At 69.2% G+C, this 24,488-nt stretch carries 15 protein-coding genes; 9 read left to right on the top strand and 6 right to left on the bottom strand.

What is annotated here, in order from left to right; genetic code table 11:
- Positions 1–37: 37 nt before the first annotated feature.
- On the bottom strand, positions 38–2,584 hold the full coding sequence (locus AB0M45_RS00890; protein ID WP_364321120.1) for an IniB N-terminal domain-containing protein: 2,547 nt from the start codon (positions 2,582–2,584) through the stop codon (positions 38–40).
- Between the two features lie 303 nt (positions 2,585–2,887).
- Here AB0M45_RS00890 and AB0M45_RS00885 point away from each other — a divergent pair, with 303 nt between their 5' ends.
- The 6 genes from AB0M45_RS00885 (at position 2,888) to AB0M45_RS00860 (ending at position 12,409) form a co-directional block, all read left to right on the top strand.
- Positions 2,888–4,690, top strand: a complete 1,803-nt coding sequence (locus AB0M45_RS00885) for an Hsp70 family protein (RefSeq protein ID WP_364321117.1) — start codon at positions 2,888–2,890, stop codon at positions 4,688–4,690.
- Complete coding sequence (locus tag AB0M45_RS00880; protein ID WP_364321114.1) at positions 4,683–7,280, top strand: LuxR C-terminal-related transcriptional regulator; 2,598 nt, start codon at positions 4,683–4,685, stop codon at positions 7,278–7,280. Before AB0M45_RS00885 ends, AB0M45_RS00880 begins: the two co-directional genes overlap by 8 nt.
- Positions 7,281–7,327: 47 nt before the next feature.
- On the top strand, positions 7,328–8,425 hold the full coding sequence (locus AB0M45_RS00875; protein ID WP_364321112.1) for a hypothetical protein: 1,098 nt from the start codon (positions 7,328–7,330) through the stop codon (positions 8,423–8,425).
- Positions 8,426–8,588: 163 nt separating this feature from the next.
- A complete protein-coding gene (locus AB0M45_RS00870; protein WP_364321109.1) occupies positions 8,589–9,947 on the top strand; it encodes a S1 family peptidase in 1,359 nt (452 codons plus the stop codon).
- A gap of 111 nt (positions 9,948–10,058) precedes the next feature.
- Positions 10,059–11,384 (top strand): S1 family peptidase, encoded by a 1,326-nt coding sequence (locus tag AB0M45_RS00865; protein WP_364321106.1) that lies wholly within the window; start codon positions 10,059–10,061, stop codon positions 11,382–11,384.
- A gap of 137 nt (positions 11,385–11,521) precedes the next feature.
- A complete protein-coding gene (locus AB0M45_RS00860) occupies positions 11,522–12,409 on the top strand; it encodes an NRDE family protein (RefSeq protein WP_364321103.1) in 888 nt (295 codons plus the stop codon).
- 71 nt (positions 12,410–12,480) lie between these two features.
- Here AB0M45_RS00860 and AB0M45_RS00855 read toward each other — a convergent pair whose 3' ends face one another.
- Entirely contained in the window at positions 12,481–13,188 is a 708-nt protein-coding gene (locus tag AB0M45_RS00855) for a hypothetical protein (protein ID WP_364321100.1), read from the bottom strand.
- A 459-nt stretch (positions 13,189–13,647) separates the two neighbouring features.
- Between AB0M45_RS00855 and AB0M45_RS00850 the strand changes: the two genes are divergently transcribed.
- A complete protein-coding gene (locus AB0M45_RS00850; RefSeq protein WP_364321750.1) occupies positions 13,648–16,632 on the top strand; it encodes a (Fe-S)-binding protein in 2,985 nt (994 codons plus the stop codon).
- 152 nt (positions 16,633–16,784) lie between these two features.
- On the opposite strand, the gene AB0M45_RS00845 is transcribed toward AB0M45_RS00850, so the two are convergent.
- The 3 genes from AB0M45_RS00845 to AB0M45_RS00835 all read right to left on the bottom strand — a co-directional run bounded on the left by AB0M45_RS00845 (position 16,785) and on the right by AB0M45_RS00835 (position 19,819).
- Entirely contained in the window at positions 16,785–17,933 is a 1,149-nt protein-coding gene (locus tag AB0M45_RS00845; RefSeq protein WP_364321097.1) for an acyl-CoA dehydrogenase family protein, read from the bottom strand.
- Positions 17,933–19,162 carry an acyl-CoA dehydrogenase family protein gene (locus AB0M45_RS00840; RefSeq protein ID WP_364321094.1) on the bottom strand — a complete coding sequence of 410 codons (1,230 nt, stop codon included), beginning with the start codon at positions 19,160–19,162 and terminating at the stop codon, positions 17,933–17,935. Before AB0M45_RS00840 ends, AB0M45_RS00845 begins: the two co-directional genes overlap by 1 nt.
- Positions 19,163–19,282: 120 nt before the next feature.
- Positions 19,283–19,819, bottom strand: a complete 537-nt coding sequence (locus tag AB0M45_RS00835; protein ID WP_364321091.1) for a YdcF family protein — start codon at positions 19,817–19,819, stop codon at positions 19,283–19,285.
- A 144-nt stretch (positions 19,820–19,963) separates the two neighbouring features.
- Here AB0M45_RS00835 and AB0M45_RS00830 point away from each other — a divergent pair, with 144 nt between their 5' ends.
- Together AB0M45_RS00830 and AB0M45_RS00825 are read left to right on the top strand one after the other, a co-directional pair.
- Entirely contained in the window at positions 19,964–21,286 is a 1,323-nt protein-coding gene (locus tag AB0M45_RS00830; protein WP_364321088.1) for a UDP-glucose/GDP-mannose dehydrogenase family protein, read from the top strand.
- A gap of 197 nt (positions 21,287–21,483) precedes the next feature.
- Positions 21,484–22,746: an Hsp70 family protein gene (locus tag AB0M45_RS00825; RefSeq protein WP_364321085.1), complete on the top strand. Its 1,263-nt coding sequence runs from the start codon at positions 21,484–21,486 to the stop codon at positions 22,744–22,746.
- A gap of 220 nt (positions 22,747–22,966) precedes the next feature.
- Here AB0M45_RS00825 and AB0M45_RS00820 read toward each other — a convergent pair whose 3' ends face one another.
- On the bottom strand, positions 22,967–24,244 hold the full coding sequence (locus AB0M45_RS00820) for a YibE/F family protein (protein WP_364321082.1): 1,278 nt from the start codon (positions 24,242–24,244) through the stop codon (positions 22,967–22,969).
- Between the last annotated feature and the right edge of the window lie 244 nt (positions 24,245–24,488).

Genomic DNA, 24,488 nt, shown 5'->3' with positions numbered 1-24,488 from the left:
CGCGGTATGGACCTCTTTCCGTCGAACCGGTCAACTGTCAGTGCAGGAAAGTGTCGCCCGTCAGGTCGGCACCCGCCGAACCGGAGAGATCCGTGTTCGCGTGCGTGTCGCCGAACAGGCCCGCGTCGGTCTGCGCACCCGTGGTGCCGTCCAGACCCGAACCGAAGGCACTCGACACGTCCAGCGAGGACCAAGTGTGCGCGGTCGAACCGACGCTGCCGCCGAGACCCGCCCCGCTGTCCACCGCACCCTGCGTGGCGCCGCTCACCGAGCCGCCGACTCCGGCGCCCGCGTCCGCCGCGCCGCCGACGGTCGAGTTCAGTCCGCCACCGAGCCCGGAGGTGGTGTCCAGGCCCGCGGACAGGCCGGAGGTCGCGTGCGTACCGGCATCGATACCGCCGCTGATTCCGCTGTCCAGGCTCGAGCCCCACTGCGCACCGGCGCTCGACGCACCCTCGAGCCCGCCGGACAGGCCGCCACTCGCATTGCCCGCGGCGCCGAGACCAGTGGACAAGCCGGTCTCCAGACCTGCACCCGCCTGCGTCCCCGCCCCGATCGCGCCGTCGATTCCGGTGGACAAGCCGGATCCGAGTCCGGCACTCGTCTGGGCGCCCGCGTCGAGACCAGCCGACAGACCGGTACCGAGTCCGGCACCAGCCTGCGCACCAGCGTCCAGACCAGCCGACAGACCCGTACCCAGTCCAGCGCCAGCCTGCGCACCAGCGTCAATGGCGCCGCCGAGCCCGGTCTCGAGACCGGAACCGGCGTGCACGACGCCGTCCACACCGCTGGAGAATCCGCCGCCGAGACCAGTGGACAAACCCGTTTCCAGTCCGGTCGTCGCGTCGCCCGCGGCATCGAACGCCGCGCCCAGTCCGGTTTCCAGTCCCATCCCGAGCTGGCCTCCGGTGTTCAGCGAGCCATCCAGGCCGCCGCCCAGTTCCGCGCCGGTGCTTACGGCCGCGCCGAGCCCCGTCGCGAGCCCGGTCTCCAGACCCGCCGTCGCCTGCGTGCCCAGGTTCCCCGCACCACCGATGGCAGAGGAGAAGTTGCCACCGAGTCCGGTGGTCAGATTGCCCGAACCCTGCGCGGCGGTATCGATTCCACCGGTGAGCCCGCTCGTTGCCTGGCCTCCGGCCTCCACCACGCCACCGATCCCGGTCGACAAACCGGCCGCGGCATCCACGGCACCGTCCAGACCAGCATCGAACTGCCCACCGGCACCGAGACCCGCGGTCAAGTCAGTTGCCGCACCTACGGCACCATCGAGTCCCGCGCCCACGCCCGTGGTCACATCCGCGGCGCCCTCGACGGCACCCTCCAGGCCCGCTCCGAGACCGGTGGTCACGCTCGCCGCGCCGTCGACAGCCCCTTCCAAGCCGGCGCCCAGACCCGCCGCTCCATCGACAACGCCGTCCAGACCCGCACTCAGGCCGGTCGTCGCGTCCGCCGCGCCCTCGATACCCGCTCCCAGACCGGCTCCCGCCTGCGCGCCGAGGCCCGCGGTTATGTCACTGGCCGCACCGACAGCACCCTGAAGACCTGCGCCCAAGCCCGTGGTCACGTCTGCCGCACCACCGACGGCGCCTTCGAGCCCACCGCTGAGGCCGGTCGTCAAACCGGTCGTCGCATCCACCGCGCCCTGCAGACCTGCGCCGACGCCTGCACTCAGATCCGCACCCGCCTGTGCACCGCCGCCCAGTGCGGCGTCTACACCTGTGGTCAGACCGGTTGCCGCGTCCACGGCGCCTTGCAGTCCGGCGCCGAGACCCGTGGTCAGGCCCGCAGCCCCGTTCACCGCACCTTCCAGACCCGCACCCAGGCCGGTCGTCAAACCGGTCGTCGTATCCACCGCGCCCTCCAGGCCGGCGGAAAGGTCGGCGCCCGTGCCGATGGCCGCGTCGATGCCGGTGGACAGGCCGGTCTCCAGGCCCGCGCCGATGTTTCCCGCGCCTTCCAGGCCGGTGGACAGGTCGAGGTCGGCGCCGCCGCCGATACCGCTGATCACTTGGGCGCCCGCGCCGAGCAGGCCGCCCACGGCGGCGGACAGGTCGGCGCCCGCGTTCACCACGGTGTCCAGACCGGCGGCCAGCCCCGCACCCAGACCTGCGCCGATCTCGAGGCCGGTGTCGATGGCGGTGTCCAGACCCGCGCCCACGTCGACGCCCGTGCCGACGCCGAGATCGAGACCGGTGTCCAGACCCACGCCCACGTCGACGCCCGTACCGACGCCGAGATCGACACCGGCGCCGCCACCCGCACCCACGCCCAGGTCGACGCCCAGGTCGGTGCCCAGATCCACACCAGCGTTCGCGACCGCGGCCGCGCCAACGGTGCCAGCCGCGCCCACCGCTGCCGCCGCACCGGTCTGCGCGCCCGCCGCCACGATGGCCTGCAGCTGAGAACCGCCGGTGACCAGCGCCGACTCGGCAACCATCGGAGCGCAGAGGGTGATGTCCTCCGGGGTCACCGCGCTCAGCCCCGCGGCGGCCAGCGCCTGGGTGGGATTCGCGCAGTAAGCGACCGCGGCCTCTTCGTTCCGCAGCAGATTGAGGATGAACTCCAGAATCGCGTTGGGTGTCATCAGAATCGTCTCCTGAGATCCGGCGGACCTCGATGATCCGCAGTCGTTGGAATGCAAATCACGCTAGGAGCGCATCCCGTTACGCCGAAACGGGGCGAACCCCTACGACCGGCCGGGGGTACTCGGTAGGGGTGCAGGCGAAATTAGGGGAATTACCCCAATCCTTCCCCTAGCGAAGTAACGGCTGATGACCAGCAACCGAAAGACCGGTTGCGTCGGCGTGGCTCCAACGCCTGCGCACCATCTCGGAACTACACAGCAGCGACACCGGACCAGACAGGCTTTTCCGAACGGGGTTCTCGAATGACACAGCGCCTGGCGCTCGGCATCACTGTCGGGGCGTCGAATTCTGTCGCCGTGGCGGCAACGGAAGATGGCGACGACGGGATCGGCCCGTCCGGCGGCGGTTACCTGCGCACGCATCCGAGCGTGTTGCGGCTGTCGCAGGACATGGGGCCCACATTCGGCTCGGATGCTCGGGCCACCGGCCGCCATTCCAGTGACGTCCTGTTGGAGGGCTTCCTCGCCAGGGTCGGAGACCCGGTGGCCATGCTCGCCGAGGACGGCTCCTCGTATTCCGCGCCCGACCTGGTCGCCACCGCGATCGGCTGCTTGATCGACGAGATCGCCGCCGACACAGGACAATCCGTCACTGAGGCCATCGTCGCCTGCCATCCGGCCTGGTGGTCGCGGCACACCGTCGAGATCCAGCGCGACGCACTGGAGCGGGCCGGGCTCGGCGACGTGACCCTGGTTCCGGAACCCACCGCGGCGATCCGCTGGCTGGACGCGGCGCACGGCACGACCGGCGACGGCGCGGTGGTCGTCTACGACCTCGGCGCGACCGGGCTGACCGTCTCGGTGGTGCGCACCGGAGAGCACGCCAGCCTGCTCGGCAGTCCGTTGCGCAACACCGATGTGGCCGGTGCGGAATTCGATCTGCTGACCATGCGCTATGTCTTGGCAAATGCCGCGCTCGCCGCGGATTTCGATCCGTTCGATCCGGTGGTGGAGCGCGAATTGTCGGCTTTGCGCGAGCGCTGCAGAAAAGCGAAAGAAGAGCTTTCCATAAATACCGCGACCGTCGTTCCGGTCCGGTTGGATCCCGCCGACCCGCGCGGCAGCACCGTGCGGCTGGTGCGCGGTGAACTGGAGGACCTGCTGCGCGGACCGGTGACCAGTTCGATCGATCTGATCCGCGACGCGGTACACCGTGCCGGCCTCGAGATCGGTGATGTCGGCCGGGTCCTGCTCACCGGCGGCGGCGGTGCGATCCCCTTGGTCGCGGAATTGATCTCGTCCGAGTTCGGGCTGCCTGTGGTCGCCGCCCCCGACCCGGAGCACACCACGGCTCGCGGCGCCGCGCTGCTGGCCGCCGATCTGCTCGCCGCCGAGACCAATCAGCTTCCGCTGGTCGCCCCGGACGCCGAGGACGAGACCGTGCCCCAGCCCAGAGCACTCCCCGCCCCCAGAATCGCGGCGCTGCCGGAGCTGCCGGACGATCGCCCGGCACGCCGCCACGCGCCGACGAGCAGGCGGCGCGTCGCCATTGTCGCGGGTGCCGCCGTCGCCATCGGCCTGCTGGCCAGCGGGACGCTCGCGATCGGCACCGGTATCCAGTCGGGTCCGAACCATCCCGCCTCGACCGAGCAGTCGACCACCGGCGCGGCGCAGATCGCGGCGACGACGGGAGCGCAGCCGGGCGATCCGTCCGCTCCCGCGACGGGTGTCGCCGCCACCGACTCCGCGCCGTCGACGCGCCGTCCGGCAACCAGCGCTTCGCAAGCAGCAGGTTCACCCTCGGCCGCCGCGGAAGGCACCACCGTCGCCGTCGGGAACACCGAGCAAACTCCCGGCCAGCCCGCCCCCGCAGAATCCCCAGCGCCCCAACCTGCCCCTCAGCCACAACCCCAGCCTCAACCGTCCCCTGCCCCGGCACCGGCACCGACCAACCCGCAACCCGCGCCGCAGCAGCCGCGGCCCACGGTGCCGAGCGCGCCGAGCCTGCCGACCGGCGTGCTGAACGACACCATCGACGGCGTCGGCGACTCGGTCGGCACGGTGCTGCGCGCGCCCGGCGAGATCCTGGGAGGCTCCGGTGGCTGAGATCGCCTTCGACACCCTCCCCTGCGCCCGCGACATCTTCCGCGACCTGGAATCCGTCGACGAGCAGCCGGTCGTCTACCTGATCCGCGGTCGCTCGCAAACCGGCAAATCGACCCTCCTCACGGAGATCCGGGCTCGCCTGCGTGCCCGGGGCATCCCACTGCAGGACGACACCGCCGCCCTGCAGCACACACACGCGGGCAATGGCTCACACGCGGTGTCCCACGCGCCGGGCGCGGTTGTCACCGGCACCGCAGGGGTGACGACCGAGACCACCCGCCCCGCCCTGGTCATCGACAACGCCCATACCCTCGGCCACTTCGAGCTCGAATACCTTTGCTCCACAGTCGAATCAGGGCACCGCACGGTGGTCGTCGCCACCCAACCGCGCCCGCACGACACACGGCTGCGGATGCTCGCCGACGCGGTGGCCCGGCGGGGGCGCGTGGTCGATCTGCGCCCGCTCGGCGTCGCGGATATGGCGCCGTTCGCCAGGGAACTGGGCATGATGGTGCCGCGCCAGGTCGCCCAGCACATCCACCTGCAGACCGGCGGTATCCGCGGCGGTGTGGTCGCCGCGCTGACCGCGGCCTGCTCGGCGCGGCTGGACGCCGGCATCGCCGCCGTCGACACGGCCGTCGCCGCGTGGGCGCGCGGGCTGCTGGACAACCTCGAGCCCGACCTGCTGGAAACGCTCGTGGTCGCCACCACCGGAACCGGACTCGACTCCAGCGAACTCACCGAGGTGCTCGGCGTGGACCAGTCCGTCGCGCAGGATCTCATCGACCGAGCCAGGGCCAGTGCGCTGGTGACCGACGCCGACCTGCTGCTCGAGCCCGCCGTCGGGCCACTGCGCACGCTGCTCGGCGACCGCAGGTTCGTCGCGGTCGAACGCCGGTTGCTCGGCGCCCGGCTGGAGGCGGGCCTGCTGCGCGACCGCACCGCCGTGCAACTCGCCGAATCCGGTGTCCGCGACGTCCGCCTGGCCGAATTCCTCATCGCCGCCGCGGAGAAGGCCGGTCGCGACGCGGTCCGCTACTACGCCGCCGCGGCTTCCGCCGGCGCGGAATTGGATCTGATCGCGCTGCGCTGGGCCGAGGCGGCCGCACGCGCCGGCGACGGCGAGACGGCCATGCGGCTGGCCGAGCCCATGCTTGCGCGTTCGGGCAGCCCTGGCGCCGATCTCGCGACCGCCGTGCGGATCTGCGCGGCGGTGCTCACCCGCCGTGGCCTTGTCGGTCGCGCGGCGCAGTTGTACACCTGGCTCGGGCCGGACCGGGTCGGCCCGGATTGGGCGCTCGGCGCGACCGTGCTGTGCCTGGCGGGCGACGCCGCGGGCGCCAAGGAGATGTCCGCGTCGGCGACGCAGTGGCCGCCCACCGAGGCCGACGCGCACGCGCGGCTGATCGCGACCGCGCTCACCGACACCATCGAACCGGGCAACGGCACTGCCGCCGCGGTATCGGCGCTGGTGCAGGCGACGCACGCGGACGCGGGCGTGGAACGCTTCCTGCCGTGCACGGCGGCCTCGATCGCCACCCTGCTCTCGCTCGGCACCGGTGAGCCGCGCCGCGCGGGTGACGCGTTGCGGCGCGCCACCGCGAGCGGGCTGCGCTGTCATCAGCTCGACGTGCTCGCGGCCTGGACCACGATGCTCGGCGGCGACGAGCGCGCCGCCGCCGCGACGGTGGCCGCGCTCGACCACGCCGAGCTGGACGTCCGCGACCGGCTGCTCGCGCACGGCGTCACGGTCGGTCTCGCCCGACGCAGTGGCGATCACACCGCGCTCGCCCGCGCGTGGCAGGCGGCGTATCCGCTGTTCGACGACGTGCAGGCCGATCTGCTGTCGCTGCTGCCGATCGGCGAACTGTGGCTGGCGGCCATCCGGATGCGCGACGAGCGCCGGATCGCGCCGCTGGTGGACGCCGCGCTCACGCTGCTTCGCCGCTTGGACGAGCCACCTGCCTGGTCCAACGCCTTCCACTGGTACGGCGTGCAAGCCGCGATCGCGCACGAAAGCCCCGAGGAACTGCTGCCGCACGCGCGCGCACTGAAGGCGGCGGCCGAGGCGGGCGACCGGCACGCGGCCGTGCTCGCCGACGCGGGCCGCACCTGGGTGCTCGTGCTGCGTGGCCAGGTCGCCACCGCACCGGTCCAGGCGGCCGTCGCCGCGCTGACCGAGATCGGCATGACCTGGGACGGCGCCCGGCTGGCCAGCGAGGCGGCGCTCGCGGCGCCCGACTCGGCGACGGCCACCGCGTTGCTCAAACTGGCCCGCACAGTCCGCGCCGAAGCGCGCCCGCAGGACATGCCGCCGCGGCCGTCCACACCCGCGGCCGCCGATAGCAGCGACGCGGCCTCGACGCCGCCCGCGAAGCCGCAGGCCGCGATCCTCAGCGAACGCGAACGCGAAGTGGCCGAACTGGTCCTGCTCGGACTCACCTATCGGGAAATCGGCGCCCGCCTGTACATTTCCGCCAAGACGGTCGAGCACCACGTCGCCCGCATTCGACGCCGGGTCGGTGCTCGCTCCCGTTCAGAGTTATTGTCGATGCTCCGCGCCATGGGACACGGCTCGCTTCTGGTGTAACCGGGTGCGGTTCCGTCAGCGGGCACGCCGAAGCGAGGTAGAAGAAGATGGCCACTGGGGTGGGCCTGCGCGTCGCCGAGGACGAGTGCACGGCGGTCATCGTCACCGACGGCGACGAGGAACCGCGGTACATCGTCCGGGAGTCGATCCTGCACATGTCCGACGACGGCGATACCGTCCTCGGCGGCGCCGCGCCCGCCGGGCACTCCCACTCGATCGCCGGATTCGTGCGCGCCATAGGGGACCCCACGGGCATCTCGGTCGACGAGGGCGAGGCGTACCGCGCCGAGGATCTGGTCGCGACCGCCCTGTTCTGCCTGATCAATCTGGCTGCCGAACATCTGAACGGTCCGGCCGAGTTCTATGCGACGCATCCGGCGGACTGGCCCGCCGAGCACGTGCGTTCGCTGCGCGAGGCACTGGACTACCTCGGCCTGCGCTCGGTGCTGCTGGTCGGTGAGGGCGAGTTGCCCAGCGCCGAAACCGGCGCACACCCACGCTCGTTCGCCCACGACGCGGCGCGCGGCGCACTGGCGGCCGTGCTCGCCACTCCGGCCGGAGCCACCCCGCCGGACCCGTCGACCGCCGAGAACTCGACGGTGGACACCATCGTCATCCCCGCCGTGTCCGCCGCCGACGCGCCACCGCAGGCGTATTCCGCGGCCATCCCGATCGCCGAACCCGTGGCGGCCACCGAACCGGCCTCGCCGGAGAAAGACGCGCAGGCGCCTGCTGCCGCGAAGGCCCCGAGGCGAACGCCGCTGCTGATCGCCGGGGCCGCGGCGCTCGGACTGGTGCTCGGCGGCATCGTGGTGGCGCTACTGTTCCGCGACGGCGAGCCGACACCGGTCCCACCGCTGCCGGACGCCAAGTCCGAGCAGACGTCGGTGGCTCCCCCTCCACCGTCCCCATCGATCGTGTCGTCCACCGTGCCCACCACCACCGAGGAACCCGAGCCGCCCGTAGTGATCCCCGAGACGACAACGCCCGAGCCGACGACCCCGACAACCACCGAGCCGCCCACTACGACTCCACCCACCACCACTCCGTCGACGACGCGGACCACCACGACCACCCGCAACCCGTTCGGGCAGCTACCGCCGCTCCCGACCATCCCCGGAATGGGAATACCGGGTAGTCGGTGATTAGTAGCGCCCTTTCGGAGTTTGTGCCCTAGAGTGTTGCGCTGACCCTGTTGTCGGATGAATTTCGCCACAGCGGTCGGTTGCTGGACGAAGACTGTGTGCCAATGGATTACGTCCGTGGCCACGGATTTAGCTGGCACGTGCGTGCCGACGAAGGGACTTCATGCGCAAGTTGGTGGCGCGTCGCGCCGCGGTCAAAGCTGTCGCCATCGCCTCGACCGTTCTCCTGGCTCCCTTGTTCGGCACGACCGCCGCCTCGGCGGTACCCGAGGCCCCCGCACAGCTCGGCGTGGACAATCTGCCACCGGAACTCGTGCAGGCCATCGCGCGGGATCTGAAGATGACCCCGACCGAGTACTTGGACCGCGCCGCGCGCGCCCAGCAGCTGCGTGACTACGCGCGCGACTTCCGTTCGGAGCGACCGGATTCCTACGCGGGCGCCTGGATCGGCGCCGACGGCAAGCCTGTCGTGGCCGTCACCTCGCTGGACGCCGCCAAGATCGCCGCGGCCGACGGCTATCACACCAGCCTGGCCCCGGTCTCGGCGGACAGCCTGGAGAACTCACTGGTCCAGCTCAACCAGTGGATCACCGGTCTGCCACGGGAGATTTCGCAGGGGATCAACTCGGTGGCGATCGACTTCCTGAACAGCCAGCTGGTGCTCAGCGTCGCCAACACCCCCGCGGGCCACCTGCTCAATCTGCCGACCCTGCTGGCGAACATCAAGGTCATCCTGTCGCCGAACGGCGGGGGCCCGGTCGAGCGCAGGCCGATGGGTGGCGACACGTACATCAGCACTCCCGGTTCGCTGCAAGACGCGTCGCTGCGCGCGGTCGATGTCTGCTCGTTCGGGTTCAACAGCATCGACGCGTCGGGCAACGCGCTGAACATCAGTGCGGGCCACTGCGATCCGAACGTGAGCAAGGGGAATCAGGAGGCCACCGTCTACTTCCCCAACGTGCGCGACATTCCGGCCAGCCCCGAACTGGGCACCTTCGTGCGCGCTTCGCTGGGTGGCCCGTCCGCGCTGGACTACTCGGTGATCAAGCTGAACGAGCGCGCGGTGCGGGCGGGCATGGATCAGCCCTCGGTGCGTGGCGCCAACGGCACCACGCTGTGGATCACCGGCACCGCCGATCCGATCACCGGGGCACCGGTCTGCAAGTCGGGCCAGTCGTCCACGTTCACCTGCGGCTTCGTCGTGGCCGACCGGGTGGAGACCCAGCTCTACACCGCGGAGGGCGAGAGCAAGACCGTGCGCGGGTTCGCCAGTTCGGCGTGCACGCTCGGCGGTGACAGCGGCGGCGCGATCGTGTCCGGCACGCTAGCGCTCGGCATCACCAGCGGTTCCAACGCCGCGGACGCGCCGAATTGCAGCGAGGCCAATATCGGCCTGGCGCAGTACGGCGGCACCGCCTCGCTCGGCATCCCGATCCGGGCGATCCTGGCCGACATCGAAGCCTCTTCCGGTGGCGGAATCGGCAGCGGCATCACGGTGCGCACCCGGCCGAACGCGGGCTGAATTCACCCTCCGCGCATGTGGCGACAGACATATCTCGGCCGACGGGCTATCGAGGCAACCAAGAACACAAGATGAGTAGGCATACCGGGCAGAACCCCATATAGTCTGCTCATGCTCCTGCCACGTATAGGTCCTCCCCGATCAGCTGCGCGACAGACCGGAATCCGAAAAACAGTGATCGCCGCCTCGGCGGCGATCCTGCTGTTCGGCCCCACGGCGGCAGTAGCGACGGCTCAACCCGATCAGGCGCCCGGCCTGCCCGCCGAACTGGTGGCCGCGGTGGTCCGCGATCTGAAGATCTCGCCCGACGAGTATCTGCACCGCGCGGAAGTCGCGCAGCAGGTGGCCGCGTTCGCCACCACCGCCCAGCGGCAGTACCCGTCCGTGTTCGGCGGCTCCTGGCTCGACGACGCTGGCAAAGCGGTCGTGGCCCTGGCGCAGGGCCCTGGCGCCGAGGAGGCCAAGAAGGCGGCGGAGTCGGCCGGATTCGAAGTCCGCAATGTCGCCAAGAGCGAGGCCGCCCTGCGCGGCGAGAAGAGCGCGTTCGAGCGCTGGCTGGAGGGCCAGCCGGAGGCGGTACGGGCGCTGGTGCGCGGCGCGGTGGTCGACACCGTGAACAACAGCATCGCGGTGCGCGTCGACCAGGCGGGCCTGCCGATGCCGAACTTCATCGATCCGGCGCGCGTCATCGTGATGGCGCCGCCGGTGGCCGGCGAACAGGCCACCCTGCAGGCGGGTGACATCGCCGGAGAGGCGCGCGGTCCCCTCGCTGGCGGCGACGGCTACGCCTCGATCGCCGGACGCAGCTCGCTGCGCTGCTCGCTCGGCTTCAACGGCACCGACCGCAATGGCAATACCGTCAACATCACCGCTGGGCATTGCAACCCGGACCTCGGCTCGGCCGGCACCGGCAACGCCGCAGGCGTCTACGAGCTGAACGGCGACCGGGCCGGCGCCCAGCTGGGCGTGTTCCAGAAGTCGGTGCTCGGCGAGCAGGACTACTCGATCGTGCGGATCAACGACCAGGCCAAGGACCGCTTCGCCAACAACGGCGTCCGTGCTCCCGGCGCGGCGCCGATCCCGGTCGAGGGCGTGGCTACCCCGGTCGTCGGCGCTCCGGTGTGCAAGTCCGGTGCGCGTACCGGCTTCAGCTGCGGCGTGGTCAACGCGGTCGACCAGACCGTGCAGGTCGGCGAGCGGGAACTCACCCAGAGCTTCTCGGCCAACATCTGCGCGCTGCCCGGCGACAGCGGCGGCCCGATCGTGACCGGCAGGCTGGCGCTGGGCATCTCCAGTGCGTCGTCGGTGGCCGACTACCCGATCTGCGAGATCCCGAACCTGATCGGCGCGCTCACCGGTAACGTGCCGCAGCTGTTCGCGCAGCCGGTGCACGTTGTGCTCTCGGACAACCCTGGGCTCCGCGTGCGCACCAACTGACAGCAGGACGCGAAAGGCCGGCAGCCGTTGGGCTGTCGGCCTTTTCGCCGTCTTCGGCCCTTTCCGCTGCCCTTACGCGGCCTTCGGTGGTGGAAACGCCGCGTGGGGTGCCGTGCCGGTCGGGCATTCTGGACTGCATGTGTTTGGTGTTGATCGGCTGGCGCGCCCACCCGGAATACCGGTTGATCGTTGCCGCCAACCGGGATGAGTTCTACACCCGGCCGACCGAGTCCATGCGCCGGTGGCCGGAAGTGCCCGGCCTGATCGCCGGGCGCGACACCGGAGCCGTCGGCCGGGCCGCGGGCGAACCTCCCGGCACGTGGCTCGGCCTCACGGCACAGCCGCAGGGCAGCAATCGCTTCGCGGCGGTCACGAATGTGCGCAATCCCAACGACGAGCGCTCCGACGCCCGTTCCCGTGGCGCGCTGCTGATGGACTTCCTGCGCGGCGCCTCGGACCGCCACCCGGCGGGAGAATTTCCCGGCCCCGAAAAGTACGTGCTCGATGTCGCGGCGGCGCCCGACGACTACAACGGCTACAACCTGGTGGTAACCGACCTGCGAACGCTGTGGTGGCATTCCAACCGCAGCGCCGCGGAGCCGAGGGAGCTGGCTCCGGGCTTCCACGGTCTCTCCAACGGCACGTTCGTCACTTCCACGGGTACAACCCGGCCGAACGTAGATCTGGCTGCCCCACAGCCCATCTGGCCCAAAGTGCGGGCCGGTATGACCGAGCTGCGCAAGGTCGTGGGATCCGATCCCGGTGCGGTGGACCGCTACTTCGCGGTGCTCGCCGATCGCACCGAGGCACCGGATGAGGCATTACCGCATACCGGAGTCCCGTACGAGATGGAACGGGCGCTGTCGGCCCGATTCATCGCGCACAGCGTGCACGGCACCAGGGCGAGCACGGTGTTGTTGGTACGTGAGGACGGCATGTTCGAGATGGTCGAACGCTCGTTCGGCGTTCTGGGGCAGGATCTGGGCGAGGTAGTCGTCCGGGGGATGCTCGATCTGACCTCCTGACGAGCGACGGCCCGCCCTCCGAAGAGAGCGGGCCGCCGGGGATCTAGCGAGAAGTGTTCGGGCCGAAGGGTTTACTTCGGCTGATCCGCCCACTTCGTGGTGCCATCGGGCGCCTGCAGCGTGTTGATCAGGTCCATGCCCGCGATCAGCAGCGCCGGGCCGCCGACGGCCACGGTGCCGAGGATGCCGCCGATGCCCGCACCCGCGATCGCGGCGGGAATGCAGCCGACACCGAGGAACGGCAGGCCCAGGATGCAGCCGATCACACCACCGAGCACGACGCCCACAGCGGTGCCGAGGAAGCCGCCGACCGCCGTCGCGATGCCGAACTGGCTGGCGAACTCGTTCTGCGCGCGCTGGTTCTCGAGCGGCGAGGCGATCGGCTGCGCGACGACGTTGACGGTGTTGACCGGCTTGTCCTTGGGCACGGTGACACCCTGGTCCGGGGTCAGCTCGAGCACGGTGCTGTCGTCCTTGACGACCGGCTTCACCGGCACGACGGTGTCGGCGACCTTGAAGGCGATCGGCATCGCCAGCACGGTGTTGCCCTGCGCGTCCTTGATCTTGTAGATGTCGTCTTCCTCGACATCCTCAGAAGACTTCGCCAGCTCGAACGTTCCCCCCTTGAGCGTCGTCACGACGGTCTTCTCCACCAGCTTGACCGAGTACCGGATCGGGTCAGGCGTGGCGGCCGGCTCGTCGGCATGTGCGGTCCCCATACCGATGGTCATCGCACCGATGACCATCGCAGCCGCCGCGGTGGTTCTGCGGAGTTTCATTCAGTTTCCAATCCATCATCAGGTCGTCGTCACCGGCTGATCTCCAGCACGCGAGAGCTCTTTCCATCAAATCCGGGTGGTCGGCTCCGGATCCTCCCCGAGCGGTGTGAAGACGGGCACAGCTATTTGAACGTCGTGAGCCTAATGGAACACCGCGTTTTAAGCGACATGCCTTATCAGTCATGGGGACTAAGCCAATCCTTACCGACTGGGCGGAATGCTTCGCCGTTTAGCGTGGTGGTCACCGGACCAGCGGCAGGCATAGGCGGAATCTCCTGTGAGATTGATCACAGGTAAATAATGGGTCGAGCCCCAGGATGTGGGGCTATAGCCCAAAAGCCGATCGTACGATGGACGGGGTTGTTACTGGCGGGTAACTTACTGCCAGTTAAGATACGAGCCAACCGACGCGGTAACAGACCGGCCGCGCTCGTGGTGCCTCTAAAGAAAGGTCGCGACATGAATGCCCTGACAGTGACGCTGGGCACGATTGGGGCGGCGCTCAGCCTCCTGTGTTGGGCGTCGTTCATAGGCGGCGTCCGCAATATCGCGCGCGCCATCATGATCGGACAGCCCGCACCGGATCGTTGGCGGCCCTTCTTCCCGCGGTTCAAGCAGATGATCGTGGAGTTCCTCGCGCACACGCGGATGAACAAATTCCGCACCGTCGGCTGGGCGCACTGGCTGGTGATGATCGGGTTCCTCGGCGGCGCCATGTTGTGGTTCGAGGCGTACGGGCAGACGTTCGACCCGGCGTTCCACTGGCCGCTCATCGGCAACTTGGCGATCTACCACCTGTGGGACGAGATCCTGGGCATCGGCACCGTGGTCGGCATCACCACGCTGATCATCCTGCGTCAGCTCAATCACCCGCGGGTGCCGGAGCGGCTGTCCCGGTTCAGCGGTTCCAAGTTCGGCCCGGCCTACGTCATCGAGGCGATCGTGCTGCTCGAGGGCCTCGGCATGATCTTCGTCAAGGCCGGAAAGATCGCGACCTACCACCACTCCAACGCCGCGACCGACTTCTTCACCATGCAGGTGGCGAAGTTGCTGCCCGCCAGCCCGGTGATGGTGTCGATCTTCGCCTTCATCAAGCTGATGTCGGGTATGGCGTTCCTCTACTACGTCGGCCGCAACATCACCTGGGGCGTGGCCTGGCACCGGTTCTCGGCGTTCCCGAACATCTACTTCAAGCGCGAGGACGACGGCGGCGTCGCGCTCGGCGCGGCCAAGCCGATGATGTCGAAGGGCAAGCCGGTCGACATGGAGACCGCGGACCCGGACACCGACACCTTCGGCGCCGGCCGGATCGAGGACTTCTCCTGGAAAGGCTGGCTGGACTTCACTACCTGCACCGAGTGCGGGCGCTGCCAGTCGCAGTGCCCCGCCTGGAACACCGGCAAGCCGCTGTCGCCGAAGCTGCTGATCATGTCCCTTCGGGACCACGGTTACGCCAAGGCCCCCTACCTGCTGGCGGGCGGCCGCAAAGACATGGGCGGCGATGAGGTCGGCTTGGTCGACGCCGAGGGCAACCCGAACGAAGCGAAGCTGGCCGAGATCTCCGAGGCCGCCAAGGCCGAGGCGGAGCGTCCCCTGGTGGGCGGCGCGGAGGTGGGCGGCATCATCGATCCCGAGGTGTTGTGGAGCTGCACCACCTGCGGCGCGTGCGTCGAGCAGTGCCCAGTGGACATCGAGCACGTCGACCACATCATCGACATGCGCCGCTACCAGGTGCTGATCGAATCGGAGTTCCCGTCCGAGCTCGCCGGTCTGTTCAAGAACCTGGAGAACAAGGGCAACCCGTGGGGCCAGAACGCCAAGGACCGGCTCAACTGGATCAACGAGCTCGACTTCCAGATCCCGGTCTTCGGCCAGGACGCCGACAGCTTCGACGGCTACGAGTACCTGTTCTGGGTCGGCTGCGCCGGCGCCTACGAGGACCGCGCCAAGAAGACCACCAAGTCGGTCGCCGAGCTGCTCGCCACCGCGGGCGTGAAGTTCATGGTGCTCGGCGCCGAGGAGACCTGCACCGGCGACTCGGCGCGCCGTGCGGGCAACGAGTTCCTGTTCCAGCAGCTGGCGCAGCAGAACATCGAGCTGCTGAACTCGGTGTTCGAGGGCGTCGAGGAGCGCAAGAAGAAGATCGTCGTCACCTGCGCGCACTGCTTCAACGCGCTGAACAACGAGTACCCGCAAGTCGGCGGCACTTACGAAGTGGTGCACCACACCCAGCTGCTCAACCGCCTGGTGCGGCAGAAGCAGTTGATCCCGGTCGCCCCGGTGTCGCAGAACGTCACCTACCACGACCCCTGCTACCTCGGCCGCCACAACAAGGTCTACAACGCGCCGCGTGAGCTGATGGCGGCGTCCGGTTCGAACCTGGTCGAGATGCCGCGGCACGGCGAGCGGTCCATGTGCTGTGGCGCCGGTGGCGCGCGGATGTGGATGGAAGAGCAACTCGGCAAGCGCATCAACATCGACCGGGTGGACGAGGCGCTCACCACGTCGCCGGCGAAAATCGCCACCGGCTGCCCGTTCTGCCGCGTGATGCTCACCGACGGCGTCACCGCTCGCCAGGAGAAGGGCGAAGGCGAAGGCGTCGAGGTGGTGGACGTCGCGCAGCTGATGCTGGACGCCATCGAGCGCGTCGAGCCGTCGGTGCTGACCGAGAACCTCACCGTCATCCAGGAGCCGAAGGCGCCCGAGGCCGAGCCGGAACCGGAGGCGGAACCCGTTCCTGCGGCCGTAGCCCCTGGCCCCGCCAAGGCGGCGCCGACCGGCGGCGGCCTGGCGATGAAGGGCCCGGCCAAAGCGCCCGGTGGCGGCGGTCTCGCCATGAAAGGTCCGGCCAAGGCACCCGGCGGTCTCGGTATGAAGGGCGCCGCGAAGGCGCCCGGCGCCAAGGCCGCTGCCGCCGCCGAATCGGCGCCTGAGGCCGAGGCTCCCGCCGCGCCCGTCAAGGGCCTGGCCATGAAGGGTCCGGCCAAGGCACCCGGTGGTCTGGGGATGAAGGGTGGCGCCAAGGCGCCCGGTGGTGGTCTCGCCATGAAGGGTGCGGCCAAGGCGCCCGGCGCCAAGGCTCCGGCTGCCAACGCGTCCGCCGCGGCACCGTCGGCCGAAGAGGCGCCCGCCGCCCAGACGGCAACGGCGCCGGCCGAGACCAAGCCGACGGTCCCCGCCAAAGGTCTGGCCATGAAATCCGGCTTCAAGCGCCCCGGCCCCAAGGCGCCCGGCGCCAAGGCTCCGGCTCCCGCCGAACCCGCCTCGACGGATGCGGCCCCCGCCTCGGAAGCTCCCGCGGCGCAGACCGAATCCGTCGCCGAGACCGAGCAGGCCACGAACGGCACGAGCGGCAACGGCGCACCCCAGGTTGCCCCGCCCACCGCCAAGCCGGGCGGTCTCGGCTTCAAGTCCGGCGCCAAGGCGCCGGGCCGGAAGAACTGACACGGCACTGACGACGAGAGCCCGGGTCCCTTCGGACCCGGGCTCTCTCGTTCCCCGGACCAATCCTGCGCGAGACGGGCTGGCGTACCCGAGGCCGGCGCAGCACCCGCGATCGAGGGTGGCCAGCGCCATCGAGCCCCCGGTGTCGGAATCTACGGCCTCGTCAGCGCGGCATACCGGGCGAGATGTTCGTCACTGGAACCGAATTCGTGCTCGATCACGGTGAGGCGCTTGAAATAGTGGCCGATGGCCAATTCCTCGGTCATGCCCATCGCGCCATGGAGTTGCACGGCGTTCTGCCCGATGAACCGCGCCGCCCGCGCGATGGTGACTTTCGCCGCCGACACCGCCCGCGCGCGGTCCACGGCGGGGGCGCGCAACGAATGGATCGCCAGATAGACAGCGGCAATGGCTTGTTCGAGTTCGATATACATATCGACCATGCGGTGCTGCAAGACTTGGAAGCCGCCGATCGGCTGACCGAACTGCTGCCGCTGCTTGGTGTAGTCGACGGTGTCGGCGAGCACTTTCCGCATGCATCCGACGGCCTCGGCGCAGATCGCCGCGGTCGCCTCCGCGATGGTCGGCTCGATCACCGCCCAGGCATCCGACTCCGTGCCGAGCAGTGCGTCGGCGGGCAGGCGCAGGCCGGTGCACACGAGGTCGGAACCGACCCGGTCATCGACGGTCCGATAAGAATGCACCTCGACTCCGGCAGGCGGACGACTCGCGTCGAATTCCAGGCGGAACAAGGAGATCCCCGCCTTGTCGCGGCGCTCGCCGGAGGTGCGCGCCGTGATCAGCAGGTGTGTGGCCAGCGGTGCGCCGGTAACCACCACCTTCGCGCCGTCGAGCACCCACGAATCGCCGTCGCGGTAGGCGGTGGTCGACACGTCGTACAGCGCGTGTCCGGAGGTCGGCTCCAGGGCGGCGAAGGCGACACGCGCGTCACCCGAGACGATTCGGCGCAGCACGTCGTCGGCCTGGTCGCCACCGCAGCGTTCCAACAGCCCGGCGCCGACGACCACCGTGTCGATGAACGGCTCGACCACCAGCGCCCGGCCGAGCTCCTCGGCGATCACCATCAATTCGACCGGATCTCCGCCGGATCCGTCCACCCGCTCGGGCAGGGTCGCGCCGAGAATCCCCAGTTCGTCGGCGAACCCCCGCCAGATCGCAGGCTGCCAGCCGACATCGGATTTCGCCGCCGCGCGGCTTTCTTCCAGGTCGTAGCGGACGCCGAGGAATCCGGCGATCGCGGAGCGGAGCATTTCCTGCTCCTCGGTAAGTGTGAAGTCCATCAGAGCCCCAATGCTGCTTTGGCGAGAATGTTTCGCTGGATCTCGTTGCTGCCCGCGTAGATCGAGCCCGCCCGGTCGTTGAAATAGCGCAGCGGCGCGACGGCCTGCCAGTCCGCGCCACTGAGGTATCCATCGGCAGGCGGAACGTATCGAGCGATCGGGCCGCCCGGTTCGGTCGCGTGCGGCTGGTACACGCGCCCGCGCGGACCGGCGGCTTCCAACGCCAGCTCGGTGAGCCTCTGGCTGAGTTCGGTCGCGAGGATCTTGAGCATGGACGACGCTGGGCCCGGGTTCTTGCCCCGCGCCATCGCGGAAATAGTGCGGTATTCCAGGATTTCCAGCACTTCGGTGCGGATCCGCAGGTCGGCCAGTTTCGCTGCGAAAGCGTGGTCATCGATCAGCGGATTGCCGTCCCGGCCGGGCTGGCGCGCCGCGGCCGTCGCGATGTCCTGTGCCATGACCTGGAGGTAGGGCGCCGCCGCTCCCCCGCGCTCGTGTACGAGCAGGTACTTCGCCACCGTCCATCCGTCATCGATGCGGCCGAGCACATTGCTCTCGGGCACCCGCACGTTGTCGAAGAAGACCTGGTTCTGCACCTGTTCACCGGAGGTCATCACCAGCGGCCGGATCTCGATGCCGGGCGAGGTCATATCGATCAGCACAAACGTGATGCCCTGTTGTTTCTTGCCCGTGCGCGAGGTGCGCACCAGACAGAAGATCCAATTCGCCTCGGTGGCATGGGTGGTCCAGATCTTGCTGCCGGTGCACACGAAGTCGGTGCCCTCGTCGACGGCGGCCATGGTCAGCGCGGCCAGGTCCGATCCGGCCTCGGGTTCGGAGTAGCCCTGGCAGAAGAAGATTTCGCCGGTGAGAATGCGCGGCAGATAGAACGCTTTCTGCTCGGCGGTGCCGAATGCGATGATCGCGGGCGCCACCATCTTGATCCCCATCGGCGAGAGTGCCGGCGCCCCGGCCAGCGCCGATTCCCGATGGAAGATGTAGTGCTGGGTCAGGCTCCAGTCGCATCCGCCGTGCTCCACCGGCCAAGCGGGCGCAGCCCAGCCGCGCGCGTGCAGGATCCGCTGCCAAGCCATGCTCGCCTCATGGTCGGGATACACGCTCGTCGCCAAGCGCCCGGCCCGCCGCAACTCCGGCGTCAGTTTCGCGGCGAGAAACGCGCGCACCTCGTCCCGAAACGCCAGATCCTCCGCCGACCAGTCGTATTCCATCTGCCCTCCCGGAGGGTCCGCCGATCACTTCCGTGGCGACATCCCGCCACGCGACAGAATGTACGGTCAATTCTCTCATCGAGTCAAACTGATGTCGCCCGCCACCACTTTGACCGGCGGCTAGCAGTCCTCGAAGAATGCCTTCGCGAAGCCCACGGACTGGTAGGCGTAGTCATAAGCCCAGCGGGGCACGGAGAGGCGGGGTTGCGGGTCGATGAAGAGAAGTTCTCCGTCCCAGCACTTGTGCAGGATGTAGCGGGATCGGGAGATGTGCGGCGTGAACGTGACGACGATGACCCGGCGCCAATTGTGCGTGCGGGCGAGGCGGGCGAGTTCTCGGCCCTCACCGCGGGTGGTCCGCGGCGCGGGATCGAAGCACAGGACCTCGAAGCTGTAGCCGCCGTGACAGATGCGGTTCAGCATCGCGCTGTTGGTATAAGGATCGGAGAACACAACGCGCGGCGCGTATCCCTCGTGCGCGAGGCGCAGGCCGAGTTGTTCGCGCCCGTCGTGCGCGCCGCCCAGAACGAGGATCGCGTCCGCCGGGGCGGGTGAGTCGGTCCGTGGACGCACGTAGACCGGCCAGAGCGCGACCACGGCAACCGCGACCACCAGACCAGCACCGAGCAGGGCCAAGGCCCACCGATGACGTCGCACCACGCCGATGCTAGCCGGGCGTGGCGCAGATTCGACCGGGTCGATGGGCCGCACTTGCCGATGTCGCCGCATGTACATCTGCTGTTGCCCGGACACTTGCCTCGGTGACGTGGCGTGGCCACTGTCGGGGCTTACCAATCGATCATGCGATGCACAGTCTTCGGAACCGGGTACCTCGGGGCTACGCACGCGGCGTGCATGGCTGAACTCGGGCACGACGTCATCGGGGTGGACGTGGACCCGGGGAAGATCGCGAAGCTGTCCGACGGAGTGGTGCCGTTCTACGAACCCGGACTCGAGGATGTGCTGCGCCGCAACCTCGACGCAGGCCGGTTGCGGTTCACCACCTCCTATGCTGAGGCGGCCGCGCACGCGGAGGTGCATTTCCTCGGCGTGGGCACGCCACAGAAAAAGGGGGAGTACGCCGCCGATTTGAAATACGTGCACGCGGTGGTCGATACGCTGGCCCCGATGCTGGAGCGTCCTTCGGTGATCGTCGGCAAGTCGACGGTTCCGGTCGGCACGGCGGCCGCGCTCGGGGACCGCGCCCGCACGTTGAGTTCCACCGACGTGGAGGTGGCGTGGAATCCGGAATTCCTGCGTGAGGGCTTCGCGGTCAAGGACACCCTACGTCCGGACCGGCTGGTGCTTGGCGTCGACCGCGACCGCGACGCAGCCGGGTGGGTCGAACAGCTGGTGCGCGAGCTCTACGCAGACCTGCTCGCCGCCGAGATCCCCTTCCTGCTGACCGACCTGGCCACTGCCGAATTGGTGAAGGTCTCCGCGAACGCGTTTCTGGCGACGAAGATTTCGTTCATCAACGCGGTGTCGGAGGTGTGCGAGGCGACCGGGGCCGACGTGACCATGCTGGCCGACGCCCTCGGCTACGACGCGCGCATCGGCCGCCGATTTCTCAATGCGGGCTTGGGTTTCGGGGGCGGTTGCCTGCCGAAGGACATCCGCGCGTTCATGGCCCGCTCGGGCGAACTCGGCGCCGACCACGCCGTGGCCTTCCTGCGCGAGGTCGACAACATCAACATGCGCCGCCGCACCAAAGTGGTGGACATGGCCGCCCGCGCCTGCGGCGGCTCGCTGCTCGGCGCCAACGTCGCGGTGCTCGGCGCGGCGTTCAAACCGGAATCCGACGACGTCCGCGACTCCCCCGCCTTGAACGTGGCGGGCATGATCCAGCTGCACGGAGCGGTGGTGACCGTGTACGACCCGAAGGCACTGGAGAACTCGCGCCGGGTGTTCCCGACGCTGAACTACGCGACCTCGGTCGCCGAGGCCTGCGAACGTGCCGATGTCGTGCTCGTTCTCACCGAGTGGGACGAGTTCACCGCGCTGCACCCCCAGGATCTGGACCGGGTGGTGCGGGCGCGCTCGATCATCGACGGCCGGAACTGTCTCAATCGTGCCACCTGGAGAGACGCCGGATGGGTGTACGCGGGACTCGGCACACCGTAGAGTTGCGGAGCGAGGCGGACTACTGCCAGACAGATGACCAGTCCGCCTTAAGCACAGCTGATCGCCGGCGGTAGGGTCCGTCCAGCGCGCCTCCTCCGCCGACGTGCGGTGCGAGCTCGCATGTCGTGAAGTGTTAACGAGATGGGCAGCTGATGAGTTCGGTACTGGGAGTTTCGGTGGGGGCCGGCGCTGTCCGAATGGCGCGACCGCATGCCGGCAACCCCCAGGGGCATGTCTCCCCGCATTCTTTCGACCTGCAGACCATTCCGGTTGCTGGCCAGAGCGTGGAAGAACTCGCGGCCGAAGCCATTGGGGTCACTCTGGAAGCCGCGCCGGGAATCGGAGCCACCGCGATCGCCTACCGCAGTGAGCAGCACGCCCGCGCCATTCGCGCGGCCATGGCGCGTCAGCAGCTGACCAACTACGAACTCGTGCCGGAGATCATCGCCGCGCTGGAGTTCGCGCAGGCCACCGGCGATATTCGCGGTATCTCCTCGCTGGTCGTCTATGACCTCGGCAGCTCGGGCCTGTCGGTGAGCGTGGTCGACACGCAGACCCGTGAAGTCCGGCACAGTGAACGCACCAGCGACATCAGCGGCGACTATCTCGATTCGCTGATTCGCGAGCAGCAGATCGCCTCCGGCCGGATCGCCCACCCGCCCAACGCGGCGGGTCTGGCCGAACTGGACGCGCTGTGCCGGGAAGCCAAGGAGCAGCTGAGTAGCAACACGGCGGTGGCGCTGCCCAGCGGGCAGGGCTTGGTGCTGCTGGCGCAGGAGAACTTCGAGTCGCTGATCATGTTGGCGATCGAGTCGTCGGCGCGGATGGCGCGCGACGTGATCGTGCGCTCCGACCGCCCGGTGCACGGGGTACTCGCCATCGGCGGCTGCGCCCGAATTCCCTTGGTGGCCAAGGTGCTCGAGCGCTGGATGGGCGTGCCCGTCATCGTGCCGGACAGCCCGGAGACCGTGATGGCCCGCGGCGCCGCGCTCCTGGCCCGGCCGGTCCGCAAGGAGACGCCCGCCGCTAGCCCGGTACTGGACGACGAACTCTCGCCCGCCTGGTTATCCGCGCCGTCCCAGCGCGGCAAACGCGAGATCAGCGGCGCCGTGTTGACGGTCAGCGCACTCGCGGTGGTCGCCGCGATCGGGCTCGGCCTCGGCTACGGACCGCAAGTGCTGGAACGCGATTCGCACACCAACGAGGGTTCGCCCTCGTTATCGCCGACCACCGCGCCGCGCACCACGATCCTCGATCCGCAGATCGCGGTCGCGCCGGGCACGACGGAACCATCCGCGCACGAGTCGGTCGCCGCACCGCCGCCCAATCGGCGCCAGACCACCAGCGAAGCGCCACCGACGCCCGGCCCGAACACCATTGTGGTGCCCGGCCTTCCGCCGATCGTGGTTCCCACGATCCCACCGGGGGTCTTTCCCTTCCCACCACCGCCGCCACGCTGAATCGGATCCGGCCTGGCTTGGTGATCGACGCCACAGCACGTAGTGCCGCATCCCGCCGGGGCTGACTGGTGCGCAGCGGCCCCACCACGAACCGCCGACGGGCACCTAGCGCATGGTCCGCAGTCGTCAGGGCCGTGGCGGTTTCCATAGGTGTCGATGGCTGCACGACTGTGCGCCTTCACATGGCAGGCCCGAGGAACACGTTGCCGAGAACGCCCGCTCAGACCCGCGCGTGCCGGGCGTGCCGCGCCCGCGGCGGCGGGCTCGGCTCCTTGGCGCCGAACGGGCGGGCGAGCAGCACCGCGATGCCGGTGGTCAACGGCACCGAGAGCGCCAGCGCGATGCCGCCGACCGCGGAGCGCGCGATCTCGATCGCGACCGCGTCACCGGCCAGCACGTCTCGAATGGACCGCCCCGCCACGCTGAACAGCAGCAACAGCGGCAGCGCCCCACCGGCGTAGGCGAGCACCAGGGTGTAGACGGTGCTGGCGATGTGGTCGCGGCCCACCCGCATGGCGGCGGCGAAAACCTCGCGCCGGGTGGCGGATTCGTCGATGGCGGCGAGCTCGAAAGCAGCCGACGCCTGAGTGATGGTGACGTCGTTGAGCACGCCGAGCGACCCGATGATGAACCCGGCCAGCAGCAACCCGGTGATGCTGACGTGCTGGATGTAGGTGGCGACGTTGGTGTTCTGCTCTTCGGAAAGCCCGGTCAGATTCGTCAACTCGATCGTGAGCCAGGACAGCGCCGCGGCGAGCAGCATCGCGGTGAGCGTGCCGAGCAGCGCCGAACTCGTGCGCAGGTTCACGCCGTGCGCCAGATACAGCACGGCGTACAGGATCAACGAGCCGGCGACCAACGCGACCGGGATCGCGGGTTTGCCGTCCAGCAGCGCGGGCAGCAGGAACATCACGAGCACCGCGAATGCGAATACCAGGCCCAGCAGCGCACGGACGCCGCGCCAGCGCGCCACCACGATGATCACCACCACGAAAGCCAGGGCGATCAGCGTGAGCGGCAGCCCGCGCGAGTAGTCCTCGAACGAGTACAGCGGCGTTCCGCTCGGATCGGTCTGGCGGACCACCCGGATCTCGTCGCCCGCGCGCAGATCGGGTTGTCCTGGGCCGGGCGCGATCTCGAACAGCGTGCGGTTGCCCTTGTGCGGGCCGGACTCGATCGCGATCACACTGCGCTGGCAGGTGTAGGCGTTGGTGCGTGGCGGCTCGGGCTTGTCGGGGAACACCTTGCCCAGCGACGGGCTGCCGCACGGGCCGATGTCCTGCATCACCACGGTGCCCGCTTCGGTCTGTACCGCGCCGCCACCGGCGTTCTGCATCGGCAGCGGGATATCGACGTGCTGCTTGCTCGGCCACATGGCGATCGCACCGATGACGACGCCGACGCCGATCACGGTGAGTAACCCGATGACCACGCGCGCCGCGGTGGCACCGATCGCGATCGGTCCCGAGTGATCGTGGTGATGGTGGTGGTCGCTCACCGCGCTCCTACCTGTCAGACGTGTTTCTGCCCGGGCCGAGCCTAAAGGATCTCATTTTCAAGATCGGAGCAGCGGCCACGATACACAGGCGAAGCGATCCGATCGGAAAAAGAAAAAGGGAGATTTTGGAGGGGGCGGCGGAGAGCAGGGGGATGTCTCCGCCGCCCGCGGGCCGGCGGCCCAGGGGGGTAGGCGGCCGAACCCGAGGCCGGATGTGCCCAGGGGGGTAGGCAATCCGACCAGG

Source organism: Nocardia sp. NPDC051787, assembly GCF_040681325.1.
Lineage (GTDB): Bacteria > Actinomycetota > Actinomycetes > Mycobacteriales > Mycobacteriaceae > Nocardia.
The sequence above is the reverse complement of the archived record's forward strand: the minus strand, read 5'-3'. Positions and strand labels throughout refer to the sequence as shown.